We start from the raw sequence: 25,104 nt of genomic DNA on the forward strand, positions 1-25,104 counted from the left end.
TGGGTCCCAGTTGATGGGAAAGGGCGGCGGATGGCCAACCGATGGCGCATGAAGTCGGTCGAACAATCGATCGCCGACACCGACGAGCCCGACACCCGGTTACGCAAGGAACTCACCTGGTTGGACCTGGTCGTTTTCGGCGTCGCGGTGGTGATCGGCGCCGGAATCTTCACGGTGACCGCGTCGACAACCGGTGACATCACCGGCCCGGCGATCTGGATTTCGTTCATCATCGCGGCGGTCACCTGCGCGCTGGCCGCGTTGTGTTACGCCGAGTTCGCCTCCACCCTGCCGGTCGCGGGCAGCGCTTACACCTTCTCGTATGCCACCTTCGGGGAGTTTCTCGCCTGGATCATCGGCTGGAACCTGCTGCTGGAGCTGGCGATCGGCGCGGCGGTCGTGGCCAAGGGGTGGTCGAGCTACCTGGGCAATGTGTTCGGATTTGCCGGCGGCACAACCGAGCTCGGGTCGATCACCCTGGACTGGGGCGCGCTGCTGATTGTCGCCGGGGTGTCGACCCTGATCGCCCTCGGCACCAAGCTGTCGTCGAGGTTCTCCGCGGTGATCACCGGCATCAAGGTGTCGGTGGTGCTGTTGGTCGTCGTCGTCGGCGCCTTCTACATCAAGGGCTCCAACTTTTCGCCGTTCATTCCCAAGCCCGAGGCCGGGCATGAGTCCTCGGGTGTCAATCAGTCGGTGCTGTCGCTGCTGACCGGGGCGCACAGCAGCCACTACGGCTGGTACGGCGTGCTGGCGGGCGCGTCGATCGTCTTCTTCGCGTTCATCGGGTTCGACATCGTCGCCACCATGGCCGAGGAGACCAAGCGGCCCCAGCGCGACGTCCCTCGGGGCATCCTGGCGTCGCTGGCGATCGTGACCGTGCTCTACGTGGCGGTCTCGGTGGTGCTGTCCGGGATGGTGTCCTACACCCAGCTCAAGACCGTCCCCGGCCACAAGCCGGCAAACCTGGCCACGGCCTTCACGGCCAACGGAATCCACTGGGCCAGCAAGATCATCGCGATCGGGGCACTGGCCGGTTTGACCACTGTGGTGATGGTTCTGATGCTCGGCCAGTGCCGCGTCCTGTTCGCGATGGCGCGCGACGGCCTGTTGCCGCGGCAGCTGGCGAGGACCGGCTCGCACGGCACCCCGGTCCGGATCACCGTGCTCGTGGCGATCGTCGTGGCCGCGACCGCGTCGGTGTTCCCGATCGCCAAGCTCGAGGAGATGGTCAACGTCGGAACGCTGTTCGCGTTCGTCCTGGTCTCGGCCGGCGTCATGGTGCTGCGCCGGACTCGCCCGGACCTTGAGCGCGGCTTCCGGGCGCCGTGGGTGCCATTTCTGCCGATCGCCTCGATCTGCGCGTGTGTGTGGCTGATGGTCAACCTCACCGCGCTGACCTGGGTGCGGTTCGGTGTCTGGCTCGTGGTGGGTACCGCGATCTACGTCGGCTACGGCTACCGGCACTCGGTGCAGGGCCGTCGCGAGGCGGAGGGGATCGCGGCGCCCGCGAGGGCCGAACCCGACACCGTGCCCTAGAAGGATCGCTTTACAAAACTGCGCCTTGTGTCTAGACACAAGACGCCAATACCGATATTGTCAATCTCCAACGTGGTGTGACTCACAAGGAGGTTTGGCATATGACCACACTCGAACGGCAGGTAGGCCCCGAAGCGTCCGAGCCGCCCGTCTGGCGGGACAAGAAGCGCCGGCTCTGGCTGATGGGGCTGATCGCCCCCACCGCACTGTTCGTCATGCTGCCGATCACCTGGGGGCTCAACCAGCTCGGCTGGCACGCCGCCGCGCAGGTGCCGCTGTGGATCGGGCCCATCCTGCTCTATGTCCTGCTGCCGATCCTCGACCTGCGGTTCGGGCCCGACGGGCAGAACCCGCCCGACGAGGTGATGGAGCAGCTGGAGAACGACAAGTACTACCGCTACTGCACCTACATCTACGTTCCGTTCCAATACCTCAGCGTGATCATGGGTGCCTACCTCTTCACCGCCTCCAACCTGCACTGGCTCGGTTTTGACGGCCCGCTGGGCTGGGCGGGCAAGCTGGGCGTGGCGCTGTCGGTGGGCGTGCTCGGCGGCGTCGGCATCAACACCGCGCACGAGATGGGCCACAAGAAGGACTCGTTGGAACGGTGGCTGTCCAAGATCACCCTGGCGCAGACCTGCTACGGCCACTTCTACATCGAGCACAACCGCGGCCACCACGTGCGGGTGTCCACGCCGGAAGACCCGGCGTCGGCCCGCTTCGGGGAGACCTTCTGGGAGTTCCTGCCGCGCAGCGTCTTCGGCAGCCTGCGCTCGTCGCTCCGGCTGGAGTCCCAGCGCCTGCGCCGGCAGGGCAAGAACCCGTGGAACCCGGCGACGTACCTGTCCAACGACGTGCTCAACGCCTGGCTGCTGTCGATCGTGTTGTGGGGTGTGCTGATCGGGGTCTTCGGCCCGGCGCTCATCCCGTTCGTGATCATCCAGGCCGTCTTCGGCTTCAGCCTTCTCGAGGCCGTCAACTACCTGGAGCACTACGGGCTGCTGCGGCAGAAGAACGCGGGAGGCCGCTACGAGCGCTGCGCGCCGGTGCACAGCTGGAACTCCGACCACATCGTCACCAACCTGTTCCTGTATCACCTGCAGCGGCACAGCGATCACCACGCCAACCCGACCCGCCGGTACCAGACCCTGCGCAGCATGGAAGGCGCGCCCAACCTGCCGAGCGGATACGCGTCGATGATCTCGCTGACCTACATCCCGCCGCTGTGGCGCAAGGTGATGGACCGTCGGGTGCTTGAGCACTACGACGGCGACATCACCAAGGTCAACATCCACCCGCGGATGCGCGACAAGGTGCTGGCACGCTACGGGGTGCCCGCATGACCACCTACCGCTGCCCGGGCTGCGACTACACCTACGACGAGGCGAAAGGGGCTCCGCGGGAAGGCTTTTCCGCGGGGACGCCCTTCAGTGACATCCCCGACGACTGGTGCTGCCCCGATTGCGCAGTGCGCGAGAAGGCCGATTTCGAAACCACGTCCGGCGACGATGCGGCCGCGCAAGCGGGTGAGGAGGAGCCGGACAATTGGATAGGAGTGAACCAGTGAGCGACTACAAGCTCTTCATCTGCGTGCAGTGTGGATTCGAGTACGACGAGGCCAAGGGCTGGCCCGAGGACGGCATCGCCCCCGGCACCCGCTGGGACGACATTCCCGACGACTGGAGCTGCCCGGACTGTGGCGCGGCGAAATCCGACTTCGAGATGGTCGAGGTAGCTCGATCCTGAGCGCCCCAACAACTAGTGTCGCGCCTGTGAAGCGGATGCCATACCCCGAGGCGTCGCGCGTCCTGCTGCGCGACTCGGTGCTGGACGCGATGCGCGAGCTGCTGGGCACCCGCGACTGGTCCGCCGTCACGCTGGCCGACGTGGCCCGCGCCGCGGGCATCAGCCGGCAGACCATCTACAACGAGTTCGGCTCACGGCAGGGGCTGGCGCAGGGTTACGCCCTGCGCCTGGCCGACCGGCTGGTCGACACCGTCCATGCCGCGATCGATGCCAACGTCGGCAACGTCTACGAAGCGTTCTTGCAAGGCTTCCGCGACTTCTTCGCAGAGTCGGCGGCGGACCCGTTGGTCATCTCGTTGCTGTCCGGTGTCGCCAAGCCGGACCTGCTACAGCTCATCACCACCGACAGCGCGCCCATCATCACGCGGGCGTCGGAGCGGCTGAGCACGGCATTCACCCGCAGCTGGGTGGCCACCAGTGACGAGGACGCCGGCGTGCTGGCGCGGGCCATCGTGCGGCTGGCGTTGAGCTACGTGTCGATGCCACCGGAGGCCGACCACGATGTGGCGGCGGATCTGGCGCGGCTGATGACGCCGTTCGCGGAGCGTCACGGCGTCGTCAACGTCCCCTGACGCCACGCCCGAGCCGCCGACTAAAGTGGCGCAAGAGCGCATACCTAAGCTAAGTAATCCTCATGGAACCTGAGCCGCAGAAGGAATGAGATTTTTATGACGACGACCGAAAGTTCGCTGAGCGCCGACGTCCGCAACGGCATCGACTTCAAGGTCGCCGACCTGTCGCTGGCCGATTACGGTCGCCGGGACATCGAGCTCTCCGAGCAGGAGATGCCAGGTCTGATGTCGCTGCGCCGCGAATACGCCGAAGTGCAGCCCCTCAAGGGAGCGCGGGTCTCGGGCTCGCTGCACATGACGGTGCAGACCGCGGTCCTCATCGAGACCCTCGTCTCCCTGGGCGCCGAAGTGCGCTGGGCGTCGTGCAACATCTTCTCCACCCAGGACCACGCCGCCGCCGCGGTGGTCGTCGGCCCGCACGGCACCCCCGAGGAGCCGAAGGGTGTGCCCGTGTTCGCCTGGAAGGGCGAGACGCTGGAGGAGTACTGGTGGGCCGCCGAGCAGATGCTGACCTGGCCCGACGAACCGGCCAACATGATCCTCGACGACGGCGGCGACGCCACCATGCTGGTGTTGCGCGGTGCGCAATACGAGAAGGCCGGCGTGGTTCCGCCCGCCGAAGAGGACGACTCCGCCGAATGGAAGGTCTTCCTGAACCTGCTGCGCCGCCGCTTCGAGACCGACAAGGACAAGTGGACGAAGATCTCCGAGTCGATCAAGGGCGTCACCGAGGAGACCACCACCGGCGTGCTGCGCCTCTACCAGTTCGCCGCGGCCGGTGACCTGGCCTTCCCCGCGATCAACGTCAACGACTCGGTGACCAAGTCCAAGTTCGACAACAAGTACGGCTGCCGGCACTCGCTGATCGACGGGATCAACCGCGGCACCGACGTGCTGATCGGCGGCAAGAAGGTGCTGGTCTGCGGCTACGGCGACGTCGGCAAGGGCAGTGTCGAGTCGCTGGCCGGTCAGGGCGCGCGGGTGACCGTCACCGAGATCGACCCGATCAACGCGCTGCAGGCGCTGATGGAGGGCCACGACGTCAAGACCGTCGAGGACGTCATCGGCGAGGCCGACATCGTCATCACCACCACCGGCAACAAGGACATCATCACCCTCGAGCACATGAAGGCGATGAAGGACAAGGCGATCCTGGGCAACATCGGCCACTTCGACAACGAGATCCAGATCTCGCGGCTGGAGAAGTCCGGGGCCACCAAGACCAACATCCGCCCGCAGGTCGATCTGTGGACCTTCGGGGACACCGGCAAGTCGATCATCGTGCTCTCCGAGGGCCGGCTGCTGAACCTGGGCAACGCCACCGGTCACCCGTCGTTCGTGATGAGCAACAGCTTCTCCAACCAGGTGATCGCCCAGATCGAGCTGTGGACCAAGAACGACGAGTACGACAACGAGGTGTACCGGCTGCCCAAGCACCTCGACGAGAAGGTGGCCCGCATCCACGTCGAGGCCCTCGGCGGCAAGCTGACCAAGCTGACCAAGGAGCAGGCCGAGTACATCGGCGTCGACGTCGACGGTCCCTACAAGGCCGACCACTACCGCTACTGAGCCTCGGTGACCCGAACGTGAAATCAGCTTCACGTTCGGCATCGGGTGTGAAGGTAACTTCACACCCGACGGCCCGCTAGGCTCGCGCCGTGCTGATCGCGATCGAAGGGGTTGACGGCGCGGGCAAGCGGACGCTGTCCGAGGGCCTGCGAAAAGCGTTCCAGGCGGCCGGGAAGTCCGTGGCGATCGTGGCCTTCCCGCGCTACGGCAAATCGGTGACCGCCGACGTCGCGGCCGAGGCCCTGCACGGTGAGCATGGTGACCTCGCGTCATCCGTCTACGCGATGGCGGTGCTGTTCGCGCTCGACCGGGCGGGGGCCGTCGAGGACATCGAGGCGCTGCGCCGCGACCACGACGTCGTGATCCTGGATCGCTACGTCGCATCCAACGCGGCCTACAGCGCCGCGCGCCTGCACGAGGACGCGGCCGGGGCGGCGGCCGCCTGGGTGCTCGATCTCGAGTACCGGCGGCTGCGGCTGCCCGCCCCCGACTGGCAGGTGCTGCTCGCGGTGTCGGCGGAGCTGGCCGGGCAGCGCGCCCGCAGCCGGGCGCAATCCGACCCGGGGCGGTCGCGCGACAGCTACGAACGCGACGACGAACTGCAGCTGCGCACTGGCGCGGTGTACGCCCAGCTGGCCGCCGCGGGCTGGGGCGGGCCCTGGTTGGTCGCCGACGCGGATGTCGATCCGGGCCGCCTGGCCACCACCCTCATCGGCGCCAAGGACGTCCCCGCAACCGTCCGGGAGGGCGCGCCGGGGGCCCCGAGCACGGGAATTTGACCGTATTTGGCCCCATATTTGCGGCTCGGAGCAAGAAACGCCCGTGTGGCGCCCCAGGTTTGTCCCGATCTGGTGACACCATGGACTCCATGAGGCAAAGGATTTTGGTCGTCGATGACGACGCTTCGCTGGCCGAGATGCTCACCATCGTGTTGCGTGGGGAGGGTTTCGACACCGCGGTCATCGGTGACGGTACCCAGGCCCTGACTGCGGTGCGCGAACTGCGCCCCGATCTAGTGTTGTTGGACCTGATGCTGCCCGGCATGAACGGCATCGACGTCTGTCGCGTGCTGCGCTCCGATTCGGGCGTTCCGATCGTCATGCTGACGGCCAAGACCGACACCGTGGACGTGGTCCTCGGCCTCGAGTCGGGCGCCGACGACTACATCATGAAGCCGTTCAAGCCCAAGGAGCTGGTGGCCCGGGTGCGGGCGCGGCTGCGGCGCAACGATGACGAGCCGGCCGAGATGCTCTCCATCGCCGACGTCGAGATCGACGTGCCGGCGCACAAGGTGACACGCAACGGCGAGCAGATTTCCCTGACGCCGCTGGAATTCGACCTGTTGGTCGCATTGGCGCGCAAACCGCGGCAGGTGTTTACTCGTGATGTGCTGCTCGAACAGGTGTGGGGCTACCGGCACCCGGCGGACACCCGCCTGGTGAACGTGCATGTCCAGCGTCTGCGGGCCAAGGTTGAGAAGGATCCTGAAAACCCGACCGTGGTGTTGACCGTTCGAGGAGTGGGTTACAAGGCCGGACCTCCGTGACCGCTGGCGACAATGATGAGCGCCGTGGGGGAGGGCGCCGGCGGTGATCTGGGGCTCCCGGCGACGCACTCGGAGCCGCTGGGGGCGCTCCGGCCCAATGAGTCGCGGCATGGGTGCGGTGAGTCGAGCCGTGGCGGCTGCCTGGCGCCGCTCGTTGCAGCTGCGTGTCGTGGCGCTGACGCTCGGGCTGTCCCTGGCGGTGATCCTGGCACTCGGCTTCGTGTTGACCAGTCAGGTCACCAATCGTGTGCTCGACGTCAAGGTCAAAGCCGCCATCGAGCAGATCGAGCGCGCGCGCACCACCGTCGGCGGGATCGTTAGCGGCGAGGAGACGCGCTCGCTGGACAGCAGCCTGCAGCTGGCCCGCAACACGTTGACGTCGAAGACCGACCCCGCGTCGGGCGCCGGGCTGGCCGGCGCGTTCGACGCGGTGCTGATCGTGCCCGGCGACGGGCCGCGCGCGGCGACCGCGGCCGGGCCCGTCGACCAGGTGCCCAATTCCCTGCGCGGCTTCGTCAAGGCCGGGCAGGCGTCGTACCAGTACGCCACCGTGCACACCGACGGCTTCTCCGGTCCGGCGCTCGTCATCGGCACGCCGGCGTCGTCGCAGGTGGCCAACCTGGAGCTGTACCTGATCTTCCCGTTGAAGAACGAGCAGGCCACCATCACGCTGGTCCGGGGCACCATGATCACCGGCGGCGCCGTCCTGCTGGTGCTGCTCGCCGGGATCGCGCTGCTGGTCTCCCGCCAGGTGGTGGTGCCGGTGCGATCGGCGTCGCGGATCGCCGAACGGTTCGCCGAGGGGCACCTGTCCGAACGGATGCCGGTGCGCGGCGAAGACGACATGGCCCGGTTGGCGGTGTCCTTCAACGACATGGCGGAGAGCCTGTCCCGCCAGATCACCCAGCTCGAAGAGTTCGGCAACCTGCAGCGCCGGTTCACCTCCGACGTCAGCCACGAACTGCGCACCCCGCTGACCACCGTGCGGATGGCCGCCGACCTCATCTATGACCACAGCGCCGACCTCGACCCCACGCTGGCGCGGTCCACCGAGCTGATGGTCAACGAGCTGGACCGGTTTGAGTCGCTGCTCAACGACCTGCTGGAAATCTCCCGCCACGACGCCGGTGTGGCCGAGCTGTCCGTCGAGGCGGTAGATCTGCGCACCACCGTGCAGAGCGCTCTCAGCAACGTGGGCCACCTGGCCGAAGACGCCGGCATCGAGCTGCTCGTCGACCTGCCGGAAGAGGAGGTGATCGCCGAGGTCGACACCCGGCGGGTGGAGCGAATCCTGCGCAACCTGATCGCCAACGCCATCGACCACGCTGAGCACAAGCCGGTGCAGATCCGGATGGGCGCCGACGAGGACACCGTCGCCGTCACCGTCCGCGACTACGGGGTGGGGCTGCGGCCCGGCGAGGAGAAGCTGGTGTTCAGCCGGTTCTGGCGGGCCGACCCGTCGCGGGTGCGCCGGTCCGGGGGCACCGGCCTCGGCCTGGCGATCAGCGTGGAGGACGCGCGCCTGCACCAGGGCCGGCTGGAGGCGTGGGGCGAGCCCGGCGAGGGCTCGTGCTTCCGGCTGACGCTTCCCCTGGTTCGCGGCCACAAGGTCACCACCAGCCCCCTGCCCATGAAGCCCATTCCGCCGACCGCCAACACCGGCCCGGTGGGCGCGCAACAGACCAAAGACCGTTCGCGGCAACGTGAACACGCCGAGAGGAACGGGTAATGCGCCGCCTGCTCGGGCTGCTGTTGCTGGCTTCGCTGCTGGCCGGCTGCGCGGGGGTGCCCAGTTCGTCGGCGCCCCAAGCCATCGGCACCGTCGAACGGCCTGCCCCGTCGAATCTGCCCAAGCCGACCCCGGGCATGGATCCCGACGTGCTGCTGCGCGAATTCCTCAAGGCCACAGCCGATCCGGCGAACCGGCATCTGGCGGCCCGGCAGTTCCTCACCCAGTCGGCGTCCAACGCCTGGGACGACGCCGGTAGCGCATTGCTGATCGACCACGTGGTGTTCGTGGAAACCCGTGCCGCCGAACGGGTTTCGGCGACAATGCGGGCGGACATCCTGGGGTCGCTGTCGGACATGGGGGTGTTCGAAACCGCCGAGGGGGTGCTGCCCGACCCCGGCCCGATCGAGTTGGTCAAGACCTCGGGCGGGTGGCGAATCGACCGCCTGCCCAACGGGGTTTTCCTGGACTGGCAGCAGTTTCAGTCGACCTACAAGCGCAACACGCTGTACTTCGCCGACCCGACCGGCAAGACGGTGGTACCCGATCCGCGCTACGTCGCGGTCGCCGATCACGATCAGCTGGCCACGGAATTGGTGTCCAAGCTGATCGCCGGGCCGCGGCCCGAGATGGCCCACACGGTGCGCAACCTGCTCGCCCCGCCGCTGCGGCTGCGCGGACCGGTGACCCGGGCCGACGGCGGCAAGAACGGGATCGGGCGCGGTTACGGCGGCGCGCGCATCGATCTGGAGAAGCTGTCCACCACCGATCCGCACAGCCGGCAATTGCTTGCCGCGCAAATCATTTGGACGCTGGCAAGGGCCGACATCCGGGGCCCGTATGTGATCAACGCCGACGGCGCGCCGCTGGACGACAGGTTCGCCGAGGGGTGGACGACCTCCGATGTGGCCGCCACCGACCCGGGCGTGGCCGACGGGGCGGGCGCCGGGCTGCATGCCCTGGTGAACGGCTCGCTGGTATCGCTGGACGGTCAGCGCTTCACCAACGTGCCCGGGGCGTTCGGGCGCATGGGCGACCAGACCGGCGCCGCGCTGTCGCGCAGCGGGCGGCAGGTGGCGTCCGTCGTGACGCTGCACCGCGGCGCGCCGGACGAGGCGGCGTCGCTGTGGATCGGTGACCTCGGTGGCGAAGCGGTCCAGTCCGCCGACGGGCACAGCCTGTCGCGTCCGAGCTGGTCACTGGACGACGCGGTCTGGGTGGTGGTGGACGGCAACAACGTGCTGCGCGCGATCCAGGAGCCGGCGTCGGGGCAACCCGCCCGCATCCCGGTCGATTCCGTCGCCGTGGCCAGCCGGTTCCCGGGGCCGATCACCGACCTGCAGCTGTCCCGCGACAGCACGCGCGCCGCGATGGTGATCGGCGGTCAGGTGATCCTGGCCAGTGTCGAGCAGACCCAGGCCGGCCAGTTCGCCCTGACGTACCCGCGGCGGCTCGGTTTCGGGCTCGGCAACTCGGTGGTGTCGCTGTCCTGGCGAACCGGTGACGACATCGTGGTGACCCGCACCGACGCCAGCCACCCGGTGTCGTACGTCAACCTCGACGGGGTGAACTCCGATGCGCCCGCCCGGGGCCTGCAGATGCCGGTGATGACGGTCGCGGCCAACCCGTCGACGGTCTATGTCGGGGCACCCCAAGGGGTGCTGCAGTATTCGGCGTCGGCGGCCGAAAGCCAACAGGGGTGGTCGGAGGTGCCCGGGTTGACGGTGTTCGGGGCGGCGCCGGTGCTACCGGGCTAAGAGGCGGCGCCCGGCGTTGTCACCCCCGCCCGCGACACTGGCCCCCATGCTGGACCTCATCCTGCCGCTGCAGTGCGGCGGCTGCGGGGCGCCATCGACCCGCTGGTGTGACGCCTGCGCTCGGGAGCTGTCGGTGGCCGCCGACCAGCCGCATGTGGTGAGCCCCCGCGTTGACCCGCAGGCGCCGGTGTTCGCGCTGGGCCGCTACGCCGGCTCCCGCCGGCAGGCGATCCTGGCGCTCAAGGAGCAGGGTCGCGCCGATCTCGTCGGGCCGCTGGCGGGCGCGCTGGCCACCGGCGTGCACCGGTTGCTGACGTGGGGAATCGTCGAGACCCCGCTGACCGTCGTGCCGGCGCCGACCCGTCGTTCGGCGGCGCGCCGGCGCGGCGGCGACCCGGTCACCCGGCTGGCACGCACGGCGGTGGCCGGCCACCCGGCCATCACCGTCGCCCCGGCGCTGCGGATGAGGGCGCTGGTTCGCGACTCGGTGGGCCTGGGCATCACCGCCCGCGAGCGCAACGTCGCGGACCGGGTGGTGCTGCGCGGAACGCGGCCGGGCACCGACGTCTTGATCGTCGACGACGTCGTCACCACCGGGGCGACGGCCCGCGAATCGGTGCGGGTGTTGAACGCCGCCGGCGTTCGGGTCACCGCCGTGCTGGCGATCGCGTTCGCCTGAGGCTGTGCGGTCGCCAAGAGGATGTGAAGAACTCGCAACAGCTCAGCGAAATTAGTGGCATGGCGAGGCGAACAAGAGCTAACGTCGAGGACAACGCTAATCAACTCACTGGTCTGACTCACTGGTCGCGACATTCTCAGGTTGAAGACCCCACTCGCGGGAAGGGGTGAGTATTCGACACCTTGCATCGGCGAGCAGCCTGCGGCGGTGACTTTCAAAAGGCCGCTCTCCCACCTCGTCGGCGCGTCGTCAGCAAGCCGGGCACGCAGGGCGCGTGCGACGTGAAAAAGAAACGAGTTGTCACGTATGTCAAGGCTATCCGTGGATCCCGGTCAGATTCTTGACCAACCGTCGACGCAAACCGACGGCCAAGTTCAACCGACGACCAATGCCGAAGTCGTGTTCAAGGGCCGCAACGTAGAAATCCCCGACCACTACCGTCTGTACGTCTCCCAGAAACTCGCCCGCCTCGAGCGGTTCGATCGCTCCATCTATCTCTTCGATGTCGAGCTCAAACACGCGCCCAACCGGCGCCAGCGCAAATCATGTCAACGCGTGGAGATCACCGCGCGCGGTCGCGGGCCGGTAAGCCGGGCGGAGGCCTGCGCCGACAGCTTCTACGCGGCGTTCGAGTCCGCGGTCGACAAGCTGGAGAACCGGCTGCGCCGCGCCAAGGACCGCCGCAAAGTCCACTACGGCGACAAGACGCCGGTGTCGCTGGCCGCCGCCACCGCGGTCGTGCCGCCGCCGCGGCAGGAGCGCATGCCGGAGCCACCGGTCGAGCATGACGGCGCCGAGACGGACCACGAGCCGGGACGGATCGTGCGGACCAAGGAACACCCGGCCACTCCGATGACGGTCGACGACGCGCTCTACGAGATGGAGCTCGTCGGGCACGACTTCTTCTTGTTCCACGACAAGCAGACCGAACGGCCGTGCGTCGTCTACCGCCGGCACGCCTACGACTACGGGCTGATCAGGCTCTCCTGACGGGTCCTCAGGCGGCGACCCGCCGCGGCCCGCAGTGCCGCGTTTGCGATCGCCGCTGCGGCGGCCATTGGGGGGTCGTCGCCTACCATGGGAGTCGCCTTATCAAAGACTCCTACCAACAGGGGACATAGCTGTGCTGTCGAAGTTGCTGCGCCTTGGCGAAGGTCGCATGCTCAAGCGTCTCAAGCGGGTGGCTGACTACGTCAACACCTTGTCCGACGAGGTCGAAAAGCTGACCGACGCGGAGCTGCGGGCCAAGACCGATGAGTTCAAGAAGCGGCACGCCGACGGCGAAAGCCTCGACGACCTGCTGCCCGAGGCGTTCGCGGTGGCCCGCGAGGCGGCCTGGCGGGTGCTCGACCAGCGCCCGTTCGACGTGCAGGTGATGGGCGCGGCGGCGCTGCACTTCGGCAACGTCGCCGAGATGAAGACCGGTGAGGGCAAGACCCTGACGTCGGTGTTGCCTGCCTACCTCAACGGCATCGGCGGCAAGGGCGTGCACGTCGTCACGGTCAACGACTACCTGGCCAAACGCGACAGCGAGTGGATGGGGCGCGTGCACCGGTTCCTCGGTCTGGACGTCGGCGTGATCCTCGCGCAGATGACGCCTGACGAGCGCCGCGTGGCCTACCACGCCGACATCACCTACGGCACCAACAACGAGTTCGGCTTCGACTACCTGCGCGACAACATGGCGCATTCGCTCGACGACCTGGTGCAGCGCGGGCACAACTTCGCCATCGTCGACGAGGTCGACTCCATCCTGATCGACGAGGCCCGCACCCCGCTGATCATCTCCGGGCCCGCCGACGGCGCCTCCAACTGGTACCTCGAGTTCGCCCGGCTGGCGCCGCTGATGGAAAAGGACGTCCACTACGAGGTGGACCTGCGCAAACGGACCGTCGGCGTGCACGAACTGGGCGTCGAGTTCGTCGAGGATCAGCTCGGCATCGACAACCTCTACGAGGCCGCCAACTCGCCGCTGGTCAGCTACCTCAACAACGCGCTGAAGGCCAAGGAGCTGTTCAACCGCGACAAGGACTACATCGTTCGCGACGGCGAGGTCCTCATCGTCGACGAGTTCACCGGCCGCGTGCTCTACGGCCGCCGCTACAACGAGGGCATGCACCAGGCCATCGAGGCCAAGGAGCACGTCGAGATCAAGGCCGAGAACCAGACGCTGGCCACCATCACGCTGCAGAACTACTTCCGGCTCTACGACAAGCTCGCCGGCATGACCGGTACCGCCCAGACCGAGGCGGCCGAGCTGCACGAGATCTACAAGCTGGGCGTGGTGCCCATCCCGACCAACAAGCCGATGGTCCGCACCGACCAGTCCGACCTCATCTACAAGACCGAGGAAGCCAAGTACATCGCGGTGGTCGACGACGTCGCCGAGCGCTACGAGAAGGGCCAGCCCGTCCTGATCGGTACCACCAGCGTCGAGCGCTCCGAGTACCTGTCGCGGCAGTTCCAGAAGCGCCGCGTTCCGCACAACGTGCTCAACGCCAAGTACCACGAGCAGGAGGCGACCATCATCGCCGTGGCGGGCCGCCGCGGCGGGATCACGGTGGCCACCAACATGGCCGGCCGAGGCACCGACATCGTGCTGGGCGGCAACGTCGACTTCCTCACCGACCAGCGGCTGCGCGAGCGCGGCCTCGATCCGGTGGAGACCCCCGACGAGTACGAGGCGGCCTGGCACGAGGAACTGCCCAAGGTCAAGGAGGAGGCCAGCAAGGAGGCCGCCGAGGTGGTCGAGGCTGGCGGCCTATACGTGCTGGGCACCGAGCGCCACGAGTCGCGGCGCATCGACAACCAGCTGCGCGGCCGCTCCGGCCGCCAGGGCGACCCGGGCGAGTCCCGCTTCTACCTGTCGCTGGGCGACGAGCTCATGCGCCGGTTCAACGGCGCCGCGCTGGAGGCGATGCTGAACCGGCTGAATCTGCCCGACGACGTGCCGATCGAAGCCAAGATGGTCACCCGCGCGATCAAGAGCGCCCAGACCCAGGTCGAGCAGCAGAACTTCGAGGTCAGGAAGAACGTCCTCAAGTACGACGAGGTGATGAACCAGCAGCGCAAGGTGATCTACGCCGAGCGCCGCCGCATCCTGGAGGGCGAAAACCTCAAGGAGCAGGCGCTGGACATGGTCCGCGACGTGGTCACCGCCTACGTCAACGGCGCGACCGCCGACGGTTACGCCGAGGACTGGGACCTGGAGGCGTTGTGGACGGCGCTCAAGACGCTGTACCCGGTCGGCATCGACCACGAGACGTTGATGCGCCTGGACGCTGACTCCGAGCGCGACGACCTCACTCGCGAGGAGCTGCTCGACGAGCTGCTCAAAGACGCCGAACGCGCTTATGGCGCAAGGGAAGCCGAGCTCGAGGAAATCGCGGGTGAGGGCGCGATGCGGCAGCTGGAACGCAACGTGTTGCTCAACGTCATCGACCGCAAGTGGCGCGAACACCTCTACGAGATGGACTACCTCAAGGAGGGCATCGGGCTGCGCGCGATGGCGCAGCGCGACCCGTTGGTGGAGTACCAGCGCGAGGGCTACGACATGTTCATGGCCATGCTCGACGGCATGAAAGAGGAGTCGGTCGGGTTCCTGTTCAACGTCACCGTCGAGGCGGTGCCGTCGCCTCAGGTCGCGCCGGTGGAAGCGCCGGAGGGCCTGGCGGAATTCGCGACCGCCGCCGCGGGGGAGCAAGGCGGCACGTCGACGGCCGTGCGCGAAGAGGCCCCAAGCATGTTGCGCGCCAAGGGCATTGATGACGAGGCGCCCGCGCTGACGTATTCCGGTCCGTCGGAGGACGGCTCGGCGCAGGTGCAGCGCAACCGCGGCGACGGTCAGAAGACGCCGGCCGGGGTGCCCGGCGGGGCCAGCCGGCGCGAGCGCCGTGCGGCCGCGCGGCAGCAAGGGCGCGGCGCCAAGCCGCCCAAATCGGTGAAGCGCCGCTAGGCGCGTCCACCTTCCGCCGAACGTGAAGCTAGCTTCACACTCGGCGACGAACGTGCGGCAGGCTTCACACTCGGCGGTGCCCGAAGATTTGAGGCGTCCGCCCCATGCGTTGCAGGCGTGCGTGCGCGGACGATTCACGCATGACCAAAACACGCACCCCGTTGGACGCCGCCACGGCCGTCCTGCAAAATCCCCACCTGCCGGCCGGCGATGACGAACGGTTCGTCGGCTTCGGTGTGATGGGCCTTCCGTTCGCCAGCGGACACTACCTGGCGCTGCGGCACTTTCCGGCGACGTCGTTCTCGCCCGGCTATCGGTCGGTGTGGCACCGCGATCCCGACGGTGTCTGGACCTTCTACGCGACGACGCCGGGCCCGCAGAGCTGCGCCCGCTTCTTCAGCTCGGCGACCCCCAACGATGCGGTGCAGTGCGACATCGACGTCGCATGGGTCACCCCGTGGTCGCTGTTCGTCGAGATCCCGGGATTGCTTGCGTGGCAGATCGATATCGGCACCACCCCGTCGACGCGGCTGATGAGCGCGGTCGGCGGACGGTTGCCGGCGCGCGCGTGGACGAACCGGGCGGTGCTGGCCGCCCTGGGTATAGCCGCCGGCCCGACCCTGCGCGCCGGCAGGGTACGGCTCTCGGGAACGGCGCCCAACGGCCAGCGATTCATGATCGCACCCGCGCGGGTGTGGTCGGTGGAGCACTCGCGCGCGGTATGGCGCGGTGCGGACCTCGGACCGGTCGGGCCGCTGCCGCGTCAGCCGCGGTTGGCGGGCTTCCGGCCGCCGCAACGCGGCCTGTTCGTGGTGGGCTCGGGACATTTCGAAACGTTCGACGCCGGCCACCATCATGCCGTCGGACGCACTGTGTCAATCGGCTGACCGCGGGCCGATGAGCTGGGCACAATGAGGCCCATGTCGGAGCCCGAACTGCCGACCCGCGCGGAGCTGCTGGCCGCGCTGTCGGTGGCGATCGACCTCGGCCTGGGCCAGCCCGCCGAGCACATGCTCCGGGCGGCCCTCATCGCGACCAGACTTGCCGACCGACTCGGGCTCGACACCGAACAACGGGACTGCACCTACTACACGACCTTGGTCATGTGGATCGGCTGTCACGCCGACTCGCATGAATACGCGCGGTGGTTCGGCGACGACATCGCCGTGCGCCACGACTCGTATCTCGTTGACTGGTCGGGGTTACCGTACTTGCGGTTCCTGGCCGGCAACGTGGGTCGCGGCCAGCCGCTCGCGCACCGGTTGAGTGTGATGGCAACGCTGTTCGCCGACGCGCGCGGCAACATCTCCCGGTTGATCCACTCGCATTGCACCTCGGCCGCCGTGCTGGCCGACCGAATCGGCCTGGGCCCCAACGTGCAGGCGACGGTTGCGTTTGCGTTCGAGCGCTACGACGGCGGCGGGCTGCCCGCGGGCGCCCAGGGCGACGAGATCCCGATTCAGATGCGGATCGCTCAGCTGGCCGACATGGTCGAGGTGCACCACCGCACCTATGGCGTTGCGGGGGCCGCGGCCATGGTGCGCGACCGGCGCGGCGGCCAATTCGATCCGCAGGTCTCCGACGCGTTCCTGCGCCACGCCGAGGACGTCCTGGCCGGCCCGCCCGCCGGCGACGCGTGGGCGGCGGCCCTGGCGGCGGCGCCCGATCAGCATCAGCGGCTTGACGACCAATCGCTGGACGCCCTGCTCGCCGCCCTCGGCGACTTCGTCGACCTGAAATGCCCGTTCACCCTTGGGCATTCGCGGGCGGTGGCCCGGCTCGCCGGGGACGCCGCGCGGGCCGCGGGTGTCGATGCGGAGGCGGTGGCATTGACGCGACGCGCGGGCCACGTCCACGACCTGGGCCGTATCGGGGTGTCGAATCAGATCTGGTCCAGGCCGGCGTCGTTGACGGCCTCTGAGTTCGAACGCGTTCGGCTGCACCCGTATTTGACGGTGCGCATCCTCAACCAGGTTCCCGGGCTCCGGCAGCTCGCGGAGGTCGCCGGCAATCACCATGAATGCCTTGACGGCTCGGGGTACCCGCGCGGGCTCGCCGGGCCCGCGCTCGGCCTGCCGGACCGCATCCTGGCGGCCGCGGTCTGCTACCAGTCCGCCTGCGAGCCGAGGCCGTATCGCGAACAGATGTCCCCGGACGCGGCGGCCCGGCGGCTGCGCGGGCGGGCGCAGGCCGGTGAGCTGGAACCGCTCGCCGTCGAAGCGGTGCTGCACGCGGCGGGGCAGCCGGCGCAACGGCCCAACATGCGGCCGGACGGGTTGACCCCCAGGGAGATCGAAGTGCTGTGCCTGGTCGCTCGCGGCGCCTCCAACAAGGAGATCGCGGCGTCGTTGGTGATCAGCGAGAAAACCGCCCGCAACCACGTCGAGCGAACCTACGCCAAGATCGGCGTGTCGAACCGCATCGGCGCCAGCATGTACGCGCTGCGCAACGGACTAGTCAAAAATGCCTAGGGCCCCGTTTCGCGAAGTTGAGGCAAACGACCTATAGGCGAGCGCGCGCATGCGGCGGACACTTAGCCCATGAAGCGATACATGACGCTTGGTTACGGCGCCGCGGCGTACCTGCTCTTCCTCGCGGCCTTTTTGTATCTCATCGGTTTCGTGGGCAACCTCGCGGTGCCGCGAAGCGTCGATCGTGGGCTCGCCGCGCCCATCACCCAAGCGATACTGATCAACGCGGCGTTGGTCGCCTTGTTCGGTGTCCAGCACAGCGTGATGGCCCGGCCCGCGTTCAAGCGATGGTGGGCGCGGTTTGTGCCGTCGTCGATCGAGCGCAGCACCTACGTGCTGCTGTCGAGCGTGGTGCTGGCCCTGCTGTACTGGCAATGGCGAACGATGCCGACGGTCATCTGGGATGTGCGGTTGCCGGCCGCCCGCGCGGTGCTGTGGGTGCTGTTCTGGCTCGGCTGGGCGATAGCGCTGCTGGCGACGTTCCTGATCAACCATTTCGACCTGTTCGGGCTCCGGCAGGTGTACCTGGCGTCGCGCCAAAAGCCTTACACCAGCATTGAATTTCGCGTCCGTCTGCTCTACCGCGTGGTGCGTCACCCCCTGATGCTCGGGATGGTCATCGCGTTCTGGGCCGCACCCGTCATGACGGCCGGGCATCTGCTGTTCTCGATCGGTATGACGACCTACATCCTGATCGCCACGCAGCTCGAAGAGCGTGACCTGGTCGCGTCGCTCGGCCACCAATACAGCGATTACCGCCGCGAGGTGTCGATGCTGCTGCCGATTCCCCGCCGGCACACCACGGGGATGGCCCGGCAGGGCTGATTCTCTAGCAGTTGTTTAGGAGCTCGGCGATCCGGCGACAGCGCCTCCGTCCGACCTGTCACGATTGACGGTATGGATGTCAACGAGGTGCTGCTGCCGGGCGTTGGCCTTCGCTACGAATTCACCGACCACAAGGGCGACCGCATCGGCATCATCGCGCGCCGCAGCGGCGAATTCGAGGTCGTCGTCTATGCCCGGGAGGATCCGGACGAAGCCAGGCCGCTTCTGCACCTCACTGACGAAGAAGCCGAGGCGGTGGCCCAGATCCTGGGGGCGCCCCGGATCGCCGAGCGGTTCACCGAGCTGGCCCGGGAAATCCCCGGACTCGAGACGGGGCAAGTCCACATCCTGGCCAACAGCCCCTTCGTGGGCCATCCCTTGGGCGACACCCACGCCCGCACCCGCACCGGCGCCTCCATCGTCGCGATCGTGCGTAACGAGGAAGTGCTCGCCTCGCCGGGCCCGGCCGAAATGCTCTATGCCGGAGACGTTTTGATAGTAATCGGCACCCAGGACGGCATCGCCGGCGTCGAGCAGATAATCGACAAGGGCTGAGCCGGTGCAAGTTTCGTGGGCGCTGCTGCTACAACTCGGCGCCCTCCTGGCCACGCTGGCCGTATTAGGCGGCGTCGCACGGCGATTCGCTTTGTCTCCGATTCCGGTGTACCTGCTGGCGGGCCTGTCGCTGGGCAAGGGCGGGATCCTCCCGCTGGCCGCCGGCGGTCAGTTCATCACGACAAGCGCGCCCATCGGCATCGTGTTGCTGCTGCTGACCCTGGGCCTGGAGTTCTCCGCGGCTGAATTCGCCGCCAGCCTGCGCCACCACCTGCCGTCCGCGGGTGTCGACATCGTCCTCAATGCGGCGCCCGGCGCGGTTGCCGGCTGGCTGCTGGGATTGGACGGCGTGGCCATCCTGTGCCTGGCCGGCGTCACCTACATCTCCTCGTCGGGTGTCATTGCGCGCCTGCTGGAGGACTTGCGCCGGCTCGGTAACCGCGAAACGCCGGCGGTGCTTTCCGTGCTGGTCCTCGAAGACTTCGCGATGGCGGCCTACCTGCCGCTGTTCGCGGTCCTGGCAGCGGGTGGCGGCTGGCTGCGCGCCGTCGGCGGCATGGTGGTGGCGGTGGCCGCGCTGCTGGCGGCGTTCGCCGCGTCCTACCGCTGGGGCCACCACGTCGGCCGGCTGGTCGAACACCCCGACTCCGAACAGCTGCTGCTCAGGGTGCTGGGTGTCACGTTGATCGTGGCGGCGATCGCCGAATCCCTGCACGCGTCGGCCGCCGTGGGCGCGTTCCTGGTGGGGCTCACGCTGACCGGGGACACGGCGGGCCGGGCGCGCAAGGTGCTGGGCCCGTTGCGGGATCTGTTCGCCGCGATCTTCTTCCTGGCGATCGGCTTTTCGGTCGATCCGCACGAGCTGATCCCGATGCTTCCGGCGGCGCTGTTGCTGGCTGTGGTGACCGCGGCGACGAAGGTGGCCACCGGCATGTTCGCCGCCCGGCGCGACGGAGTGGCGCGGCGCGGGCAACTGCGTGCGGGCACCGCCCTCATTGCCAGGGGCGAATTCTCGCTGATCATCATCGGATTGGCGGGCACGTCGATCCCCGCGGTCGCCGCGCTGGCGACGTCGTACGTCTTTATCATGGCGATCGCGGGTCCGGTGCTGACCCGCTACACGGGCGGTCCGCTGGCGCCCAGCGCCGGGCCTGCGCGCTGACCAGGCGGTCAGCCGATGTGCAGGGCCACCACCAGCCAGCGAGTGCCGGAACCGGCGGGCACCCGCTCGACGCGGCAGGCGATCGCGTGGATCCGGTCCCCGCGGCTGTACGAGCCGGAAACTTCGGCCGCGGCCCCCGGATCCCGGTGACCGGCCGGCTGCAGGCGCATCCGTCGGAGCACCGCGGCGCCCTCGTGGCCGGCGGCCGAATGGCCCACCGAGACGACGGAATCCACCAGGCTGGGCGTCAGCAAGGGGCGCAGCTGGGCGGGTGGGCGGCGGCGGTCGATGACTTCCAGCACCCGGCGCAGGGCCGCGTCGGCGAAGATCGCCGCCTGGCGCATCTGCCCGGACATCGCGGCCCGCGGCTCCTCGGTCGGCTGCCTGCCGGGCGGGTACGGCCGGTGCGGCGCGTGGGTGCTGCGCCGGCGCGATGGTGCGCGTGACGATTGCCGGCACGCAGGACCGTTCCGCGGTACGTCTTGTGTCGGAGGCTCGTAGTCGACGACGGGTAGGACGGCGAAGGCGTCGGGCGTACCCACGACAGGACGGGTGTTCAACGCGCACTCTCCAACTCTTCGGTCGAACCGGGAGCCCGCTGGAGAGTGGCTGGGCAGTGGTCATCATGGCACAACTCGCGCTCGCGCGTACCCGCGCTCGGCCGGGGACCGGCCAGACGATTACCGTGGGCGGGACATCTCCTTAAGCAACAGGGCCATGATTCGGTGAGGAGGACTGCGCCCTATGGTGACCCGGTTGTCCCCATCGGACGCATCGTTTTTTCGGCTGGAAAACACGGCCACCCCGATGTATGTCGGATCGCTGTCGATCCTGCGCCGGCCGCGCGCGGGATTGAGCTACGAGACGCTGCTCGCCACCGTCGAACAGCGGTTGCCCCAAATCCCGCGCTATCGGCAGAAAGTCCGGGAGGTGCGGGTGGGCTCGGCCCGGCCCGTGTGGACCGACGACGCCGACTTCGACATCACCTATCACGTGCGGCGTTCAGCGCTGCCCTCGCCGGGCAGCGACGAACAGCTGCACGAGCTGATCGCCCGGCTGGCGGCCCGGCCGCTGGACAAGTCGCGGCCGCTGTGGGAGATGTATCTGGTCGAGGGCCTGTCCAAGAACCGGGTCGCCCTCTACACCAAGTCGCATCAAGCGCTCATCAACGGCATGACGGCGCTGGAGATCAACCACGTCATCGCCGATCGCACCAAACGTCCGCTGGCGTTCCCCGAAGACATCTGGGTCCCGGAACGCGACCCGGGCAACGCGCGGCTGATCTTCGGGGCCCTCGGTGACTGGTTCGTGGGGCCGGGCACCCAGCTGCAGGCCGTCGGGTCGGCCGTCGGCGGGCTGGTGACCAACCACGGCGAACTCGTCGCCGCCGGCCGCCGGGTCCTCGATTTCGCGCGCGCCGTGGCGCGCGGCACCGCGCCCAGCAGCCCGCTCAATGCCACCGTTTCGCGCCACCGGCGGTTCACGGTCGCCTGCGGCAACCTCGACGACTACCGCACCGTCCGCGCGCGGTATGACTGCGACGTCAACGACGTGGTGCTCGCGGTGATCGCCGGGGCCTTGGGCAGCTGGCTGATGTCACGCGGGGTGGCGGTGTCGCCGACCGCGACGGTGCGGGCCATGGCGCCGCTCCCCGTCTACGCCGACGGCCAGCTCGACGCGACCGGCCCCGGCCAGGCCATCAGCCAAGTGATGCCGTTCTTGGTCGACCTGCCGGTGGCGGAGCCGAACGCGGTGGTGCGGCTTTCGCAGATCGCGCACACCACCGAGTCGAACCCGACGGCCGCGCGCCTGGTGGACGCCAGGACCATCGTCACCCTGTCGGGATTCGCGCCACCCACGCTGCACGCCATGGGTATCCGGGTGGCCACCAGTTTCCCGAGCTTTTCCAGGCGGACCTTCAACCTGCTGATCACCAACGCGCCCGGGGCTCAGTCGCAGATGTACATCGCCGGCACCAAGTTGCTGGAGACCTACGCCGTGCCGCCGCTGCTGCACAACCAGGCGCTGGCCATCAGCGTGACGTCCTATAACGGCATGCTGTATTTCGGCATCAATGCCGACCGCGAAGCGATGAGCGACGTCGAGCTGCTGCCCGGCCTGTTGAAACAATCGCTCGAGGAATTGCTCGAAGCTTCCCGGTAATTACTCGCGGTGAAAACCGGTGGCCGGTTCTATCATTCGTTGATGTGAGCAACGCGACGAATGGCCCCATGGCGAATTCCGCGAAATCAACGGAGCCGAACGCGCCGAGGATTTCCGACGACGTATACCAAGCCGAATTGTTCCGGTTGCAAACGGAATTCGTGAAGCTGCAAGAGTGGGTGCGGCATACCGGCCAACGCCTGGTGGTCGTCTTCGAAGGCCGCGACGGAGCGGGCAAGGGCGGAACCATCAAGCGGATCACCGAATACCTCAACCCGCGCGTCGCCCGCATCGCCGCGTTGCCCGCGCCGACCGAGCGGGAACGCGGCCAGTGGTATTACCAGCGTTATATCGCCCATCTGCCCGCCAAAGGGGAGATCGTGCTGTTCGACCGGTCGTGGTACAACCGCGCCGGCGTGGAGAAAGTCATGGGATTCTGCACGCCGCAAGAGCACGTGCTGTTCTTGCGGCAGACCCCGATCTTCGAGCAGATGCTGATCGATGACGGCATCCTGCTGCGCAAATATTGGTTTTCGGTCTCCGCGGCCGAGCAACTGCGCCGGTTCAAGGCGCGGCGCAATGACCCTGTGCGGCAATGGAAACTCAGCCCGATGGACACGGAATCGCTGTATCGGCGGGAGGATTATTCACGCGCCAAGGACGAAATGATGGTGCACACCGATACCCCGGTCAGCCCTTGGTATGTCGTGGAATCGGACATAAAAAAGCACGCGCGGTTGAACATGATGGCCCATCTGCTGTCTACCATCGAATATCACGACGTCGAGCGGCCCCACGTCAAACTGCCCAAGAGTCCGGTGGTCAGCGGAAACTACCAGCGCCCGCCGCGTGAGCTGTCCAAGTACGTCGACGACTACGTGGCCACACTGATCGGGGATCGATGACGCTCGTCTACATTCCGGCCACGCTGGCCATGTTGCAGCGGCTCGTCGCCGACGGATCGTTGCGGCCCGTCAACGGCACTGCGTTCGCTCTGACGCCGACGTTGCGCGAGGCGTACGCGGAGGGTGATGACGACGAGCTCGCCGAGGTCGCGCTGCGCGAGGCGGCGCTGGCGTCGCTGCGGCTGCTGGCCGACTCGGAAGCCGAAGGAGCCGCCGCCGCCGAGTCCCTGCCGCCGCGGCGCGCGGTGCTGGCCGCCGAGGTCGACGACGTCAGCTACCGTCCCGACCTCGACGACGCGGTGGTGAGGCTCGGTGCGCCCGTCGCGCTTCAGGACGTGGTCGCCGCCTACGTCGACAACGCGGAGGCCGAGCCGGCCGTGATGATGGCGATCGAGGCCATCGACGACGCCGACCTGGGCGACGAGGACGCCGAGCTGATCGTCGGCGACGCTCAAGACCATGACTTGGCGTGGTACGCCAACCAGGAGCTGCCGTTCCTGCTCGAGCTGCTCTGACCGGCGGAATGTGACGCAGTCCGGGCCACAACGCTAGCTACGACACCGTAGGTTACGGTACCGTAGGTTTCGTGAAGCGCACAGAATCGATCACAATATGAGCGTAAGCAACAAGCCGCTTAGTGATCAGGAGCTTCCTCTGGGCAGACGTAACCCCTCGATTACGGGCAACGTCGTCGAGACCAAGCGGCCCGTCGTCGCCGGCGCCGACCGGCATCCCGGTTGGCACGCGCTGCGCAAGATCGCCGCGCGCATCACGACGCCGTTGCTGCCCGACGACTACCTGCATCTGGCCAATCCGCTGTGGTCGGCGCGCGAACTGCGGGGCCGCATCCTGGAGGTGCGCCGCGAGACGGAGGATTCCGCGACGCTGGTGATCAAGCCGGGTTGGGGCTTCAACTTCGACTACCAGCCGGGTCAGTACATCGGGATCGGCCTGCTGATGGACGGACGCTGGCGCTGGCGTTCGTATTCGCTCACGTCGAGTCCCGCCGCGACCTCCGGATCCGGCTCGTCGCGCACGGTGACCATCACCGTGAAGGCGATGCCTGAAGGGTTCCTCTCGACCCACCTGGTGGCGGGCGTCGAGCGGGGGACCATCGTCCGGCTGGCCGCGCCACAGGGCAACTTCGTGCTGCCCGACCCCGCGCCGCCGTCGATCCTGTTCCTCACCGCCGGATCCGGGATCACGCCGGTGATGTCCATGCTGCGAACCCTGGTGCGCCGCAACCAGATTGGTGACATCACGCACGTGCATTCGGCGCCCACCGAATCCGACGTGATGTTTCGCGCCGAGCTGGCCGCCCTGGCCGCGGACCATCCGGGCTATCGCCTGCTGCTGCGCGAAACCCGCACCCAGGGCCGGCTCGACCTCGCCCTGCTCGACCACGAGGTACCGGACTGGCGTGAACGCCACACCTGGGCCTGCGGGCCGGAGGGCATGCTGGCCCAGGCCGAAAAGATCTGGTCGGCGGCGGGCGCCGGCGACCGGCTGCACCTCGAGCGATTCGCTGTATCCAAGGCCGCGCCGGCGGGCGCCGGCGGAACGGTCACCTTCGCCCGGAGCGGTCGCGCCGTCGCGGCCGATGCCGCGACGTCGTTGATGGACGCGGGCGAGGGCGCCGGCGTGCAGATGCCCTTCGGCTGCCGAATGGGTATATGCCAGTCGTGCGTGGTGAGCCTGGTGGAGGGCCACGTCCGTGACCTGCGCACCGGCGCGGAACACGAACCGGGCACCCGGATTCAGACCTGCATATCGGCCGCTTCCGGCGATTGTGTGCTCGACATCTAAAGGCTACTCACAGGTAACCTACGCGTTCGTAGGTTACGATAGCGTAGGTCAGTAACACACAACGA

The 25,104-nt window shown here is 67.9% G+C and carries 23 protein-coding genes; 22 read left to right on the forward strand and 1 reads right to left on the reverse strand.

What is annotated here, in order from left to right; translation table 11 throughout:
* The first annotated feature begins 30 nt into the window (after positions 1–30).
* The 18 genes from AWC17_RS21365 (at position 31) to AWC17_RS21450 (ending at position 20,165) form a co-directional block, all read left to right on the forward strand.
* Positions 31–1,539, forward strand: a complete 1,509-nt coding sequence (locus AWC17_RS21365; protein WP_046185475.1) for an APC family permease — start codon at positions 31–33, stop codon at positions 1,537–1,539.
* A gap of 101 nt (positions 1,540–1,640) precedes the next feature.
* Entirely contained in the window at positions 1,641–2,882 is a 1,242-nt protein-coding gene (locus AWC17_RS21370) for an alkane 1-monooxygenase (protein WP_046185476.1), read from the forward strand.
* Positions 2,879–3,106, forward strand: coding sequence for a rubredoxin (locus AWC17_RS21375; RefSeq protein ID WP_046185477.1), 228 nt, complete (start codon positions 2,879–2,881; stop codon positions 3,104–3,106). The genes AWC17_RS21370 and AWC17_RS21375 overlap by 4 nt, the downstream gene beginning before the upstream one ends.
* A complete protein-coding gene (locus AWC17_RS21380; protein WP_046185478.1) occupies positions 3,103–3,285 on the forward strand; it encodes a rubredoxin in 183 nt (60 codons plus the stop codon). The genes AWC17_RS21375 and AWC17_RS21380 overlap by 4 nt, the downstream gene beginning before the upstream one ends.
* Positions 3,286–3,320: 35 nt before the next feature.
* The gene (gene alkX / locus AWC17_RS21385) at positions 3,321–3,917 is read left to right on the forward strand and encodes a TetR family transcriptional regulator AlkX (RefSeq protein ID WP_372517389.1); all 597 of its coding nucleotides are present in this window, start codon (positions 3,321–3,323) and stop codon (positions 3,915–3,917) included.
* Between the two features lie 96 nt (positions 3,918–4,013).
* Positions 4,014–5,486: an adenosylhomocysteinase gene (gene ahcY / locus AWC17_RS21390; protein ID WP_046185480.1), complete on the forward strand. Its 1,473-nt coding sequence runs from the start codon at positions 4,014–4,016 to the stop codon at positions 5,484–5,486.
* An 89-nt stretch (positions 5,487–5,575) separates the two neighbouring features.
* Positions 5,576–6,265 carry a dTMP kinase gene (locus AWC17_RS21395; RefSeq protein ID WP_085165072.1) on the forward strand — a complete coding sequence of 230 codons (690 nt, stop codon included), beginning with the start codon at positions 5,576–5,578 and terminating at the stop codon, positions 6,263–6,265.
* An 80-nt stretch (positions 6,266–6,345) separates the two neighbouring features.
* Positions 6,346–7,032 (forward strand): two-component system response regulator MtrA, encoded by a 687-nt coding sequence (gene mtrA, locus AWC17_RS21400; RefSeq protein WP_046187325.1) that lies wholly within the window; start codon positions 6,346–6,348, stop codon positions 7,030–7,032.
* Positions 7,033–7,075: 43 nt separating this feature from the next.
* On the forward strand, positions 7,076–8,761 hold the full coding sequence (mtrB, locus tag AWC17_RS21405) for an MtrAB system histidine kinase MtrB (protein ID WP_082147487.1): 1,686 nt from the start codon (positions 7,076–7,078) through the stop codon (positions 8,759–8,761).
* Complete coding sequence (lpqB, locus tag AWC17_RS21410; RefSeq protein ID WP_047322011.1) at positions 8,761–10,518, forward strand: MtrAB system accessory lipoprotein LpqB; 1,758 nt, start codon at positions 8,761–8,763, stop codon at positions 10,516–10,518. Before mtrB ends, lpqB begins: the two co-directional genes overlap by 1 nt.
* A 46-nt stretch (positions 10,519–10,564) precedes the next feature.
* Positions 10,565–11,197, forward strand: coding sequence for a ComF family protein (locus tag AWC17_RS21415; RefSeq protein ID WP_047322012.1), 633 nt, complete (start codon positions 10,565–10,567; stop codon positions 11,195–11,197).
* Positions 11,198–11,503: 306 nt separating this feature from the next.
* The gene (hpf, locus tag AWC17_RS21420) at positions 11,504–12,187 is read left to right on the forward strand and encodes a ribosome hibernation-promoting factor, HPF/YfiA family (protein WP_231588684.1); all 684 of its coding nucleotides are present in this window, start codon (positions 11,504–11,506) and stop codon (positions 12,185–12,187) included.
* Between the two features lie 133 nt (positions 12,188–12,320).
* A complete protein-coding gene (gene secA / locus AWC17_RS21425; RefSeq protein ID WP_047322013.1) occupies positions 12,321–15,152 on the forward strand; it encodes a preprotein translocase subunit SecA in 2,832 nt (943 codons plus the stop codon).
* 140 nt (positions 15,153–15,292) lie between these two features.
* Positions 15,293–16,039 carry a hypothetical protein gene (locus AWC17_RS21430; protein ID WP_085165073.1) on the forward strand — a complete coding sequence of 249 codons (747 nt, stop codon included), beginning with the start codon at positions 15,293–15,295 and terminating at the stop codon, positions 16,037–16,039.
* A gap of 33 nt (positions 16,040–16,072) precedes the next feature.
* Complete coding sequence (locus AWC17_RS21435) at positions 16,073–17,623, forward strand: HD domain-containing phosphohydrolase (RefSeq protein ID WP_085165074.1); 1,551 nt, start codon at positions 16,073–16,075, stop codon at positions 17,621–17,623.
* Positions 17,624–17,692: 69 nt separating this feature from the next.
* Entirely contained in the window at positions 17,693–18,448 is a 756-nt protein-coding gene (gene mddA, locus AWC17_RS21440) for a methanethiol S-methyltransferase (RefSeq protein ID WP_046186894.1), read from the forward strand.
* A 72-nt stretch (positions 18,449–18,520) separates the two neighbouring features.
* On the forward strand, positions 18,521–19,003 hold the full coding sequence (locus AWC17_RS21445) for a cation:proton antiporter regulatory subunit (protein ID WP_046186893.1): 483 nt from the start codon (positions 18,521–18,523) through the stop codon (positions 19,001–19,003).
* A 4-nt stretch (positions 19,004–19,007) separates the two neighbouring features.
* Positions 19,008–20,165, forward strand: a complete 1,158-nt coding sequence (locus AWC17_RS21450; RefSeq protein WP_046186892.1) for a cation:proton antiporter — start codon at positions 19,008–19,010, stop codon at positions 20,163–20,165.
* An 8-nt stretch (positions 20,166–20,173) separates the two neighbouring features.
* Here the strand turns inward: AWC17_RS21450 and AWC17_RS21455 are convergent, their stop codons facing one another.
* Positions 20,174–20,725 carry an Rv3235 family protein gene (locus AWC17_RS21455; protein ID WP_047322016.1) on the reverse strand — a complete coding sequence of 184 codons (552 nt, stop codon included), beginning with the start codon at positions 20,723–20,725 and terminating at the stop codon, positions 20,174–20,176.
* A 184-nt stretch (positions 20,726–20,909) separates the two neighbouring features.
* Between AWC17_RS21455 and AWC17_RS21460 the strand changes: the two genes are divergently transcribed.
* From AWC17_RS21460 to AWC17_RS21475, 4 genes are all read left to right on the forward strand, one after another.
* A complete protein-coding gene (locus tag AWC17_RS21460; protein WP_085165076.1) occupies positions 20,910–22,328 on the forward strand; it encodes a WS/DGAT/MGAT family O-acyltransferase in 1,419 nt (472 codons plus the stop codon).
* 68 nt (positions 22,329–22,396) lie between these two features.
* Complete coding sequence (ppk2, locus tag AWC17_RS21465) at positions 22,397–23,233, forward strand: polyphosphate kinase 2 (protein ID WP_082123261.1); 837 nt, start codon at positions 22,397–22,399, stop codon at positions 23,231–23,233.
* A complete protein-coding gene (locus AWC17_RS21470; protein WP_047322018.1) occupies positions 23,230–23,748 on the forward strand; it encodes a DUF6912 family protein in 519 nt (172 codons plus the stop codon). Before ppk2 ends, AWC17_RS21470 begins: the two co-directional genes overlap by 4 nt.
* 97 nt (positions 23,749–23,845) lie before the next feature.
* Positions 23,846–25,039 carry a ferredoxin reductase gene (locus AWC17_RS21475; RefSeq protein ID WP_372517388.1) on the forward strand — a complete coding sequence of 398 codons (1,194 nt, stop codon included), beginning with the start codon at positions 23,846–23,848 and terminating at the stop codon, positions 25,037–25,039.
* Positions 25,040–25,104: the final 65 nt, after the last annotated feature.

Origin of the sequence: Mycobacterium nebraskense (assembly GCF_002102255.1) — a bacterium.
Lineage (GTDB): Bacteria > Actinomycetota > Actinomycetes > Mycobacteriales > Mycobacteriaceae > Mycobacterium > Mycobacterium nebraskense.